The organism is Ralstonia sp. PBBBR1 (genome assembly GCF_002256165.1).
GTDB lineage: Bacteria > Pseudomonadota > Gammaproteobacteria > Burkholderiales > Burkholderiaceae > Ralstonia > Ralstonia thomasii.
Map to the genome: position 1 here is coordinate 197171 of NZ_NKIL01000004.1, position 12150 is coordinate 209320.

Consider the following 12150-nt stretch of genomic DNA (forward strand, 5'->3'; position numbering starts at 1 on the left):
GAAAGCCGGCACACAGGACTGCATGCCGGCTTCCATCACATCACGCGATGATGACAACTAGAAACTAAACCGTGTCAAACGGCAGCTTGCGCTGACGCTTGCCGGTCAGGGTGAACAGCGCATTGGCTACCGCCGGTGCAATCGGCGGCGTGCCGGGCTCGCCCAGACCGGTCGGGTTGTCTTCCGACGGCACGAAGAACACGTTCACCGGCGGCGCGTCGGGCATGCGCACGGGTGGGAAGTCGGTGAAGTTGCTGTTCTTGGTGGCACCGTTTTCGATGTCGATGGCAAAGCCGGGTTGAATCATCGCCAGACCGAACACGCACGCGCCCTGGATCTGCGCTTCCGCGCCCATCGGGTTGACCACGCGGTTGGCATGCACGCCGGCCGTGACGCGATGCACGCGCGGCTTGCCCTGGTCGACCGACACCTCAACCACGTACGCCACCACCGATTCGAACGACGCATGCACCGCAACGCCCCAGGCCTGACCCTTGGGCAGCTTGCGCTTGCCGTAGCCGGACTTGTCGACGGCGAGCTGCAGCGCCGCACGATGGCGTTCATGTTCCTTGCCCGTAAAGCGCGCGAGGCGGAAAGCGACGGGGTCTTGCTTGGCCGCGTGCGCAACCTCGTCAACCATCGTCTCCATCACGTAGGCCGTATGCGTGTGGCCCACGGAACGCCACCACAGCACCGGCACGTTCACGTCCGGATGGTGCACCGTCAACTGCATCGGGAAGCCGTAGTCGTTTTCGATCACGCCCTCGACCATGGTCTCGTCCACACCGTTCTTGACCATGAAGGCTTCGAACGGCGTGCCCTTGAGGATCGACTGACCGACGATCACGTGGTCCCAGCCGACGACCTTGCCGCTGTTGTCCACGCCCACGTTGACGCGGTGCAGGTGCATCGGGCGGTAGTAGCCGCCGCGGATGTCGTCTTCGCGGCTCCAGATCACCTTGACGGGGCCGTTGTGCCCAGCTGCCGCATAGGCCTTTGCCACGTTGGCCGCTTCAACCACGTAGTCCGACGTGACGATCGCGCGCCGGCCAAAACCGCCGCCCGCCATCATCGTGTTCAGCTCGATCTTCTCGGGCGATACGCCGAGCACCTTGGCGATGGCACCCTGGTCAATGGTCTGGAACTGCGAGCCGACCCACACCTTCGCGCCCGTGGTCTTGCCACCGTCTTTCTGCAGATCGATCGTGCAGTTCAGCGGCTCCATTGGCGCGTGCGCGAGGTAAGGAAACTCGTAGTCGGCCTGGATGCGCGTCGCGGCAGATTGGATTGCGCTCATGTCGGCGGCCTTGGCCACCGTGCCGGGCTGGCCGGCGAGCTTCTTGTACTCCGCCATCAGCGCCGGCGTGGACACCGTCGAGCCGGCGTCTTCCCACGTGACCTGCAGCGCGTCGCGGCCCTGCTTGGCCGGCCAGTACCCGTCGGCGATGACGGCGACGCCCGTGCCGCCACGGTCTGTCGGGATCTGCAGCACATCAACCACACCCTTGACCGCCTTGGCCGCAGCCACGTCGTACTTGGCCACCTTGCCGCCAAAGCGCGGCGGACGGGCCAGCACAGCGACCTTCATGTTGGGCAGGCGCGTGTCGAGGCCAAACTTGAGCGAGCTGTCGAGCTTCGCGCGCGCATCGAGGCGCGGCGTCGGCTTGCCGACAATGCGGAACTGCGACGGGTTCTTCAGCGTGACCTGCGCCGGCACCGGCAGCGCCATCGCGGCCTGAGCAAGCTCGCCGTAGGTGGCACGGTGGCTGCCCGACGTGACCACACCATTGGCGGTGCGGCATGTCGACGGATCGACCTTCCAGCGCTCGGCCGCCGCCGAGATCAACATGGCACGCGCGCGGCCGCCCAGTTCGCGGTATTGCTGGAACGAGTGATTGAGCGCCGTCGAGCCGCCCGTCATCTGGATACCGAAGCCCGGGTCCTTGTATGGGTCGCCCGCGGGCGCCAACATGCCGCGCACATTGCGCCAATCGACATCGAGTTCTTCAGCCAGCGCCATCGGCAATGCCGTGTGCACGCCCTGACCGAACTCCAGCCGGTTCACCGCCACGGTGACGGTGTTGTCCGGCGCGATGATGATGAACGCCTGCGGCGGCGATGGCGGCTTGGCCTTTGCGTCCTGCGCGCCGGCCAGCACCGGTGTCACGCCCAGGGCCAGGCCGCCGCCGGCCAGCGTCGTGAGCTTTAGAAAGCTGCGGCGATCAAGCGTTGCCGACCCGGCCTCCGCAGAGGCGGGTTGATGTTGCGCGCCGCCACCGGCCAGCGCTTCAAGATTTCGAATACGCATCGTGAATTCTCCGGTGGGCTCAGGCGAGCGATTTCGCTGCGTCGTGAATGGCCGCGCGAATGCGTTGGTACGTCGCGCAGCGGCACAGGTTGCCAGCCATCGCGCTGTCGATGTCGGCGTCGGTCGGCTTCTTCTTGGTGCGCAGCAAACCCACCGCGCTCATCATCTGGCCGCTTTGGCAGTAGCCGCATTGCGCCACGTCGTGCTTGACCCAGGCATCGAGCACGGCCTTGCCGACCTTGTCGTCGGCGATGTGTTCAGACGTGGTGATCTGCTGGCCGGCCACCGCAGAGATCGGCAGCACGCAGCTGCGCGTGGGCTGGCCGTTCAGGTGCACCGTGCAGGCGCCGCACGAGGCGACACCGCAACCGAACTTCGTGCCTGTCAGACCGAGGTTGTCGCGCAACGCCCAGAGCAGCGGCGTCGATGGATCAGCATCAACTTCCACCGGTTTGCCGTTGATGTTCAACGTGACCATTGGGGGATTCTCCTTGTGGGGCGTGAGGGGTCTCGCCGCTATAAACCCGCTGATATAGCGGGCGGGCGGCATGGACGGGGTGTATTAAAGCAGGTTCGGATGGGTTCTGCTGGCGCCCACGTCACATGGTTTCTGGCTGGCGGGCGGCCTTTTTTGCCGGGCCAGGATGGGGTGTCTCCTCTCCCGCCAACAACGTCCCCAAAATTCGCCCAAGCAACTTGACAGCCCCCGGCCTTCCCCATCACTATCGCCAAATGCATTCTCAGCAGACCACCCTCCGTACCGCTCCTGCCCGCACCCTCTCGTGCGTGCGCGGTCTGCTATCCGCTTCCCTACTACGCGTGTAAGCGCGTAGACCTCTCTTTCCCCTCGTTCCGGTGTTTGACCGGTCCGTGCCGTAAGCGGCGACGGGCCTTGAGTGTGGCGCAGTTTGTGCGCCGAATCGTTGGAGCCTCTCATGCACGCCTCGATCCCGCTTTCGCTACGACTACCGACCGGTTGCCAGACCACGCGCCCGTGGCTGTCTGGCCGCCACATCCCGAACCCGATTCCGGCCACCCCGGACGCCGCCCGCGCGGCCGTCCCCGTTGCACGAAACCGATCTCGATCTCACAGGACGCACACACCATGTTGAAGAACCCCGCCACCAAGTACCGCCCCTTCCCCGCCATCGCCCTCGCCGATCGCACCTGGCCCAACAAGACCATCACCCGTGCCCCGATCTGGATGAGCACGGATCTGCGTGACGGCAACCAGGCCCTGTTCGAGCCCATGAACGCCGAGCGCAAGATGCGCATGTTCAAGATGCTCGTGCAGATCGGCTTCAAGGAAATCGAAGCCGCTTTCCCCGCCGCCTCCCAAACCGATTTTGATTTTGTGCGCGAGCTGATCGAAGGCGGACACATCCCCGACGGCGTGGCCATCGAAGTCCTCACGCAGGCGCGCGAAGACCTCATCCGCCGCACGATGGAATCGCTGCGCGGCGCCAAACGCGCCATCATCCACGTCTACAACGCAACGGCGCCGGTGTTCCGCCGCACGGTGTTCAACACCGACCGCGACGGCGTCAAGCGCATTGCCGTGCAAAGCGCCAGGCTGATCCGCGAGATTGCGGAAACGATGCCCGAGACGCAGTGGACGTACCAATACAGCCCGGAAGTCTTCAGCGGCACGGAACTGGATTTCGCGCTGGAGGTTTGCAACGCGGTGACCGAAGTCTGGGAGCCGACGCCCGAGCACAAGATCATCTTCAATCTGCCGGCCACGGTGGAAATGGCCACGCCAAACATCTACGCCGACCAGATCGAATGGATGCACCGCAATCTGGCGCGCCGCGATTCGATCATCCTCTCCGTGCATCCGCACAACGACCGCGGCACGGCCGTGGCTGCCGCTGAGCTGGCCGTGATGGCCGGCGCCGATCGCGTGGAAGGTTGCCTGTTCGGCAATGGCGAGCGCACCGGCAACGTGGACCTCGTCACGCTTGCGTTGAACCTGTACTCGCAAGGCGTGGATCCGGAGCTGGATTTCTCGCACATCAATGACGTGGCACGGACCTGCGAAGACTGCACGCAACTGCCGGTGCATCCGCGCCATCCGTACGTCGGCGATCTGGTGTTCACGGCATTCTCGGGCTCGCACCAGGATGCGATCAAGAAAGGCTTTGCGGTGCAGAAGCCCGATGCGCTGTGGGAAATGCCTTACCTGCCGATCGACCCCGCCGACGTGGGCCGCACGTATGACTCGATCATTCGCGTGAACAGCCAGTCGGGCAAGGGCGGCATCGCCTATCTGCTGGAATCCGGCTATGGCGTGGCCATGCCGCGCCGCCTGCAGGTGGAGTTCAGCAGCACCGTTCAGCAGCTGACCGATGAGAGCGGCCGCGAAGCCACGGGCGCCGACATCTGGGCGCTCTTCCAGCAGACGTATCTGCGCGGCGATGGCGTGATCGGCTACGTATCGCACCGCCTGACCGAGCGGGACGACGGCAGTCAGCACATCCGCCTGGTGGTGAACATTGCTGACCGCGAGCACATCTGCGAAGGCGCCGGCAACGGGCCGCTGGATGCGCTGGTGCACGCGCTGTCGCACGTGCTGACGGCCCCCGTGTCGATCCATCACTACGAAGAGCGCGCGCTGGGCCAGGGCGCCAATGCCGATGCCATCGCGTTTGCAGAAATGGCCGCGCAGGGCGTGGCGGGCAGCGTCTTCGGCGTGGGCGTCGATGCCAACCTGACAACGGCGTCGATTCGCGCCGTGGTGGGCGGCGTCAATCGACTCATCGCACGTGCCGGCAACGGCATGCTGCGCAGCGGCAAGAGCGAGGCACAAGCGGTGTAACGCGCAAGTCGGGCTCACGCAGTGGAGCGCGAGTTGCTAAATTGGAGAGACGACGCCCGGGCCGCGCCCGGGCTCATCCCTTCCCAAGCGCGCCAGCGTGCACATCCACTGCCACAGGAGAACCGACATGACCACTCGTCCGACCGCGAAAGAGAATGCCAAGCGTTTTGCCAGTGTGATCCAGGCGCTGCAGGCATGCGAGGCCGCTTGCACTCATTGCGCGACGGAATCCGGCAAGAATGGCCACGCTGAAGCCATGGCGCGCTGCATCAGCGCGTGCACGGATTGCGCCGAATACTGCGCCCTCACGCGCAAATTCCTGGAGCGCAACAGCGAATTCGCAGAATTGCTTCTGGAAGACTGCGCCGAGATCTGTTCCCAATGCGCGGAAGAATGCGATCATCACGGCCAAGGCCATTGCAGCGGCTGTGCAACGGCCTGCCGCGCCTGCCTGGACGCCTGCTTGAAAGTCGCCGGCGTCGAAGCCATCACCGCCGAGCCGACTGTCTTCTGATTGTTTTTTCAACGCGTATGAAAATTGGCGAACTCGCCCAGCGCACGGGCATCAGCATCGAGACCATCCGCTTCTATGAAGCGCAGGGCCTGCTGCCCCCGGCTGCGCGCGCCGCCAATAACTATCGCGTCTACACCCCGGAGCATGTCGAGCAGTTGGCCTTCATTGCGAAGTGCCGGTCGCTCGACATGGCGCACACCGAAATCCGCCGTCTGCTCGAACTGCAGGCCAACCCGCAGGCCTCGTGCGAAGAGATCAACAACCTGCTGGACGAGCACCTGCGCCACGTTGAAGCGCGTATCGCCGAGCTGACCGATCTGAAGGGCCAGATCGAGGCGATCGGGCAACGCTGCACGACGGCCGCGTCCGTGGCTGAGTGCGGCGTGCTGCAATCGCTGCACGAAGAGCCCGTCGCCGCCCATCCTCAAGGCCACAGTCACGAACATGGCGAGGGCGAACACGCACACCGGCATATTCGCGGCGTGCATCGCTGAACGACTTGCAGATTCTGGACGCTCGCCGGTACCTGCCTAGCGCAATAGAGAACGCCACCCCGGCGTCATCGCATGGGAGCAGACGATTCCGGCCGGCGAAAGCGCGCGCTGCTCGGCTGACGACCTCATCGCCTGTCTGGGCTGATCGAGTGACCTCGCGCGCCGGCACATCACGCGCGCACGCGCATCACCCGCAGGCCGTTGAACACCACCAGCAGGCTCGCGCCCACATCGGCAAAGATCGCCATCCACAACGTGGCGTCGCCCATCACGGCCAGCGCCAGAAACACCGCCTTGATGCCGAGCGCCAGCACGATGTTCTGACGCAGCACGGCCACCGTACGGCGGCTGATGCGGATGAAGCTCGCGAGCTTGCGCGGGTCGTCGTCCATGATGGCCACGTCGGCAGCTTCCAGCGCGGTGGCGGTACCGGCGGCACCCATGGCGAAACCGATGTCGGCGCGGGCAAGCGCCGGGGCGTCGTTGATGCCGTCGCCGACCATGCCGACGAAGCCGTGTTGCGCGGCCAGCTCGCCCACCACGCGCTGCTTGTCGGCGGGGAGCTGCTCTGCGTGCACGTTGTCGATGCCGACCGTCTTGGCGATGGCCTGTGCGGCGCGGCGGTCGTCGCCGGTGAGCATGACGGGCATCACGCCCAGAGAACGCAGCTCGGCGATGGCCTCGGCGCTTTCGGCGCGCTCGCGGTCCCGCACGCCAAAGAGCGCCACGGCGCCGTTCGCATCGCATAGCGTGACGGCAGACATGCCTTCGGCTTGCAACGACTCTGCAGCGGCCCGCCAGACAGAGGTATCGAAGCCTCGCTCTGCAACAAGCGCCGCGTTGCCCAGATGCCAACGCACGCCGCCCAGCGTGCCCGCCACACCGCGGCCCGGCAGCACCGACAAGTTTTCCACTGAATTCGCATCGACCGCGCCGTGCGCCGCAGCGGCCTGCACGATGGCTACGGCAATCGGGTGCGTGGTGTTGGCATCGAGCGCCGCGGCCACTGCCAGCGCATGCAACTGTGTCGCGTCGGTCGCGGCGTTCAGATCCGCGACGGCGCGGCGTGCGCCGTCGGGCAACATCACCGCGTCGAGCAGCGGCCGGCCTGCGGTGAGCGTGCCGGTCTTGTCCAGCGCCAGCGCGCGCAGGCGCCGGCCGCTTTCCAGATACACGCCGCCCTTAACGACGATGCCACGGCGTGCGGCGGCAGCCAGGCCGCTGACCACCGTGACCGGCGTGGAGATCACCAACGCGCACGGGCAGGCAATCACCAGCAGCACGAGTGCGCGATAGGTCCACGCCAGCCAACCGTCGGCCGTGACCAGCGGGCCGATGACGGCCACCGCCAACGCCAGCAACATCATCGCGGGCGTGTAGATGGAAGAGAACTTGTCGACAAAGCGCTGCGTGGGCGCACGCTGCGATTGCGCTTGCTGGATGGCCCCGGCGATACGCGCCAGCGTACTATCCGCAGCCAGCGCCGTGGCTTGCGCCTCGACCATGCCGTCGGTGACGATCGTGCCGGCAAGGATGGTGTCTCCAATGGCTTTTTCCACCGGCAGGCTTTCGCCCGTGACGGGCGATTCGTCCAGCGCGGCGCGGCCGCTCACGATGCGCGCGTCGACTGGCACGCGGCTGCCGGTGCGCACACGCAGGCGCGCGCCAACGAAAACGCTGTCGACCGCCACATCGCGCCAGCCGCCTGCGCCATCGGCCAACTCTGCGGTGTCCGGCGCGATGGCGGTCAGGGCGCGTACGGCATCGCGGGCACGCACCAGCGCGCGCGCTTCGATGGCTTCGGCCACGGCAAACAGAAAGATCACCATGGCGGCTTCGGCCCACTTGCCGATCAGCAGCGCGCCGATGACGGCCACCGCCATCAGGAAGTTGATATTGAACGTGAGCGCGCGCACGGCAATCCAGCCCTTGCGCAGCGTGGGTCCGCCGGCCAATGCGATGGAAGCCAGTGCCAACGCCAACACCGGCCAGGCGTGATCGCCGAGCGACCAGGCGATGGCTTCCGCACCGAAGGCAGTCACGCCGCCGATACCGAGCAGCCACGTGCGGCGCGAGATGCGGGTGGGCTCCGCAGACGCTGCGGCCAGGCGCTCGCGCTGTTCAAGCACCTCGCCATCCATGCCGATGGCCCGCAGCGCCTCCAGGAAGGGCGCCACATCGTCAACGGTGTGGTGGATGGTGAGATGGCGCTCGAGCAAATTGAAATCGAGCGCGACGACGCCATCCGCGCTACCCAGCCTGGCGCGGATCATGCGCTCTTCGGTGGGGCAATCCATCTGCTCGACGCGCACGACGGTGCAGCCGGTGGCAGCTGCGCGTGCCGCCGCATTGGCGGGCGCCGCAACTTCGGGCGCGTGGCCGTGATCATGAACGTGATGGTCGTGATCGTGATGGTCGTGATCGTGATGATCATGCGCAGGTTGGGTGGTGTCCCTGGCGACCGGTTGTGCGTGACCGCAGCAACCCCCACAGCCGGAGGCTTCCGGCTTGGCGTGGTCGTGGACAGGCAGGCTGGAGGCGAGATCAGGTTTCATGCCGCCATTCAAAACCCTGAAGAAGCTTCAGGGTCAAGCCCCACGTTCCGGCATCGCTAGATAAGGTCTTTCGTCCACTTTGTGACGATGGCGCGGGCTTCCGGCCATTCACCCAAACCCGATTCGGCGTTGATATGACCGCGCGCACCCATATCGACGGGCTCCGCTCCCCACACTTCGGCTTGGCCGTGGCTCCAGCCAGCGTCGCTGAACGGATCGTTGGTACTGAACACGAGCACAGCGGGAAACGGCAAACGCTGCTGCGGAACGGGCCGAAAATCCGCCAACTCCGACGGCATGTCAGCGCGATCGAGCTGCGGCGGCGCAACCAGCAAAGCGCCGCGCACGCGCACTGCACGGGCCGAGGTGGCCGCCCAATGCGCCGTCAGCACGCAACCGAGGCTGTGCGCCACCAATACGACGTCGCCAGGGGCTGCGCTCACTTCGGCCTCCAGCGCAGCCATCCAATCCGCACGCTTCGGCGCACACCAGTCGCGCTGTTCGACACGGCGATCACCATGCCGGCGTTCCCAACACGATTGCCAATGCTCGGGGCCAGAGTTCTGCCAGCCGGGCAGGATCAGGACGGTCGGGGTAGCGCTCACGGCGTCTCCGGCAGTGAATGGCGGATTGGAATGCGAGACATTCTGCCGGGATTTGGCGGGCGGCGTCGGCGCCACTCATCGGCGAATCCGCACAATCAATCCAAATATTCTGTTTCACAGGCAGATCACCAACTTCTACAGTCACTCCTAAATCCCGCCAACAGGGGTTCCGAATCCAAAAAACTCGGAGGAGACCATGCTCGCAATGCTCGGGCTGCTGACCATCGTCGCACTGTTTGTCGTCATCCTGACCAAACGCATGTCGCCGCTGGTCGCACTCATCGCCATTCCCGTCATCGCCGCGCTCGTAGGCGGGTTCGGGCTCAACACCAGCAAGTTCATCATCGGCGGCATCAAGGACGTCGCGCCCGTGGCGGGGATGTTCATCTTCGCCATCCTGTACTTCGGCATCGTGACCGACGCCGGCATGCTGGACCCGATCATCGACCGCATCCTGCGCACCGTGGGCAGCCGTCCGCCGCGCATCGTGGTGGGTTCTGCCCTGCTGGCGCTGCTGATTCACCTGGACGGCTCGGGCGCGGTGGCGTTCCTCATCACCATTCCGGCCATGCTGCCGCTTTATGACCGCCTCGGCATGGACCGCCGCATCCTGGCGTGCGTGACGTCGATGGCGTGCGGCGTGAACTTCCTGCCGTGGACGGGGCCGATGATCCGCGCCTCGGCCTCGCTGCATATGCCCGTCACGGACATCTTCAACCCGCTGATCCCGGTGCAGATTGCCGGGCTCGTTTTCGTGTTCGCGTGCGCATGGCTGCTCGGCAAGCGTGAAGAGAAGCGCCTGGGCCTGGCCAACCACGCCGGCGGCACGCAGGTCGTCGCGCGCCCCCTGACGGATGCAGAGCAGGCGTTGCGCCGCCCGCGCAATTTCTGGATCAACCTCATCCTCACCGTCGTGGTGATGGGCGTGATGGTGAGCGGCAAGGTGGACCCGGTGGTGATGTTCATGCTGGGCGTGGTGGCCGCGCTGCTGATCAACTACCCGAACGTCGATCAGCAACGCCAGCGCGTGGACGCCCACGCCAAGGCCGCGCTGATGATGGCGAGCATCCTACTGGCGGCAGGCGTGTTCACCGGCATCATGAGCAAATCCGGCATGCTCACCGCAATGGCGAAGACGGCGGTCGATTTCATTCCGCCCGGCATGGCGCACCACATCCCAGTGGTGCTGGGCGTGCTGTCGATGCCGCTGTCTCTGCTGTTCGATCCGGATTCGTTCTACTTCGGTGTGCTGCCCGTCGTGGCCGAAGCGTCGAAGATGCTGGGCGTTGCGCCGGTGCATGTGGCACAGGCCGCCGTGCTCGGCCAGATGACCACCGGCTTTCCGGTCAGCCCGCTCACACCGGCGACCTTTCTCGTGGTCGGCCTGTGCGGTATCGAACTGGCAGACCACCAGAAATTCTCGATCCCCTTCCTGTTCGGTGCCTCGCTGCTGATGACCGCAGTGGCCGTGGTGCTGGGCGTGCTTCCGTGGTGATGGCATGAAGACCGAGTTGAAAACACTGCGCATCGGCGGCGGCGCCGGTTATTCGGGCGACCGCATCGAACCGGCGCTGGAATTGGCCGAGCACGGCGACATCGACGTGCTGATGTTCGAATGCCTGGCCGAGCGCACCATTGCGCTCGCACAGCAGGTGCGACGCAAAGATCCGTCGCATGGCTACGACCCGCTGCTCGAAGCGCGCATGCGGGCAGTACTGCCGGCCTGCGCGGCACGCGGCATCCGCATCGTCACCAACATGGGCGCGGCCAACCCGCAGGCGGCGGCGGAGCGCACGCGCGACATCGCCCGCGAGCTGGGCCTCAAGCTGCGCGTGGCGGCCGTGACGGGCGACGACGTGTTCGACCTGCTGCAAGCCCGCGGCCAGGACTTCACGCTGATGGATGGCGGCGCGCCAGTCGCATCGCTGCACACGCGCATGGTGTCGGCCAATGCGTACCTCGGCGCGCTGGGCATTGTCGATGCGCTGGCGCAGGGCGCGGACGTCGTCATCACCGGGCGCGTGGCCGATCCGGCGCTGGCGCTTGGGCCGCTCATCCATGCGTTTGGATGGCGCATGGACGACTGGCACCGCCTGGGCTGCGGCACGCTGGCCGGCCATCTGCTTGAATGCGCCGGACAAATCACCGGCGGCTACTTTGCCGACCCCGGCATCAAGGACGTACCTAACCTCGCACGCCTGGGCTTCCCCATTGGCGAGGTGGGTGAAGACGGCTCGGTGCGCATCACCAAAGTCGCCACGGCAGGCGGCCTTGTCACCGAAGCCACGTGCAAGGAGCAGTTGCTGTACGAGATCCACGACCCGGCGCGCTACCTCACGCCTGACGTGGTAGCGGACTTCTCCAACGTGCGCATGCACGCCGACGGCAAAGACCGCGTCGTCATTGAAGGGGCCACCGGCACACCGCGCACGGGCCAGTTGAAGGTTTCGATCGGCTATCTCGACAGCTATATCGGTGAAGGCCAGATCAGCTATGCCGGCCCCAACGCGGTGGCCCGCGGCAAGCTGGCGCTCGACATCGTGCGCGAGCGGCTTGCGCTCACCGGCGTACAGATGACGGAAACGCGCTTCGAGCTGATTGGCGTGGATGCGCTGCATGGCGCAGCCCTTTCCCGCACCGATGCCGAACCGTACGAAGTGCGCGTGCGCGTGGCCGCGCGCACTGAGTCGATGGCCGAAGCCATCCGCATCGGCAACGAAGTGGAAACGCTGCTGACCTGCGGCCCATCCGGCGGCGGCGGAGCAACGAAAGGCGCGCGCGAGATCATCGCCGTGGCGTCGACGTTGATTCCTGCTGAACTCGCCCCGCACGCCGTGCACATCCTGGAGAGCTGAC

9 protein-coding genes are annotated in these 12150 nt (G+C 65.7%); 5 read left to right on the forward strand and 4 right to left on the reverse strand.

Features of this window, described 5'->3' with window-relative positions:
* Nucleotides 1-64: 64 nt before the first annotated feature.
* Together CFE42_RS07095 and CFE42_RS07100 are read right to left on the reverse strand one after the other, a co-directional pair.
* Nucleotides 65-2308, reverse strand: coding sequence for a xanthine dehydrogenase family protein molybdopterin-binding subunit (locus CFE42_RS07095; RefSeq protein ID WP_004631389.1), 2244 nt, complete (start codon nt 2306-2308; stop codon nt 65-67).
* Between the two features lie 19 nt (nt 2309-2327).
* Nucleotides 2328-2786: a (2Fe-2S)-binding protein gene (locus CFE42_RS07100; RefSeq protein ID WP_004631388.1), complete on the reverse strand. Its 459-nt coding sequence runs from the start codon at nt 2784-2786 to the stop codon at nt 2328-2330.
* 627 nt (nt 2787-3413) lie between these two features.
* Between CFE42_RS07100 and leuA the strand changes: the two genes are divergently transcribed.
* From leuA to cadR, 3 genes are all read left to right on the forward strand, one after another.
* Nucleotides 3414-5126: a 2-isopropylmalate synthase gene (gene leuA / locus CFE42_RS07105; RefSeq protein ID WP_004631387.1), complete on the forward strand. Its 1713-nt coding sequence runs from the start codon at nt 3414-3416 to the stop codon at nt 5124-5126.
* 127 nt (nt 5127-5253) lie between these two features.
* On the forward strand, nt 5254-5640 hold the full coding sequence (locus tag CFE42_RS07110) for a four-helix bundle copper-binding protein (protein ID WP_004631386.1): 387 nt from the start codon (nt 5254-5256) through the stop codon (nt 5638-5640).
* A gap of 17 nt (nt 5641-5657) precedes the next feature.
* Nucleotides 5658-6134, forward strand: coding sequence for a Cd(II)/Pb(II)-responsive transcriptional regulator (cadR, locus tag CFE42_RS07115; protein WP_004631385.1), 477 nt, complete (start codon nt 5658-5660; stop codon nt 6132-6134).
* Nucleotides 6135-6304: 170 nt separating this feature from the next.
* Here the strand turns inward: cadR and CFE42_RS07120 are convergent, their stop codons facing one another.
* The gene (locus CFE42_RS07120; protein WP_004631384.1) at nt 6305-8689 is read right to left on the reverse strand and encodes a cation-translocating P-type ATPase; all 2385 of its coding nucleotides are present in this window, start codon (nt 8687-8689) and stop codon (nt 6305-6307) included.
* Between the two features lie 56 nt (nt 8690-8745).
* Nucleotides 8746-9294, reverse strand: a complete 549-nt coding sequence (locus CFE42_RS07125) for an alpha/beta fold hydrolase (protein WP_004631383.1) — start codon at nt 9292-9294, stop codon at nt 8746-8748.
* 196 nt (nt 9295-9490) lie between these two features.
* On the opposite strand from CFE42_RS07125, the gene CFE42_RS07130 reads away from it, so the two are divergent.
* A complete protein-coding gene (locus CFE42_RS07130) occupies nt 9491-10789 on the forward strand; it encodes a citrate:proton symporter (protein ID WP_004631382.1) in 1299 nt (432 codons plus the stop codon).
* 4 nt (nt 10790-10793) lie between these two features.
* Nucleotides 10794-12149 (forward strand): acyclic terpene utilization AtuA family protein, encoded by a 1356-nt coding sequence (locus CFE42_RS07135; RefSeq protein ID WP_004631381.1) that lies wholly within the window; start codon nt 10794-10796, stop codon nt 12147-12149.
* The last annotated feature ends 1 nt before the right edge of the window (nt 12150 follow it).

Coding starts and splice junctions, on each gene's coding strand:
- CFE42_RS07095 (WP_004631389.1), bottom strand. CDS start 2,308: ATGCGTATTCGAAATCTTGAAGCGCTGGCCGGTGGCGGCGCGCAACAT.
- CFE42_RS07100 (WP_004631388.1), bottom strand. CDS start 2,786: ATGGTCACGTTGAACATCAACGGCAAACCGGTGGAAGTTGATGCTGAT.
- leuA (WP_004631387.1), top strand. CDS start 3,414: ATGTTGAAGAACCCCGCCACCAAGTACCGCCCCTTCCCCGCCATCGCC.
- CFE42_RS07110 (WP_004631386.1), top strand. CDS start 5,254: ATGACCACTCGTCCGACCGCGAAAGAGAATGCCAAGCGTTTTGCCAGT.
- cadR (WP_004631385.1), top strand. CDS start 5,658: ATGAAAATTGGCGAACTCGCCCAGCGCACGGGCATCAGCATCGAGACC.
- CFE42_RS07120 (WP_004631384.1), bottom strand. CDS start 8,689: ATGAAACCTGATCTCGCCTCCAGCCTGCCTGTCCACGACCACGCCAAG.
- CFE42_RS07130 (WP_004631382.1), top strand. CDS start 9,491: ATGCTCGCAATGCTCGGGCTGCTGACCATCGTCGCACTGTTTGTCGTC.
- CFE42_RS07135 (WP_004631381.1), top strand. CDS start 10,794: ATGAAGACCGAGTTGAAAACACTGCGCATCGGCGGCGGCGCCGGTTAT.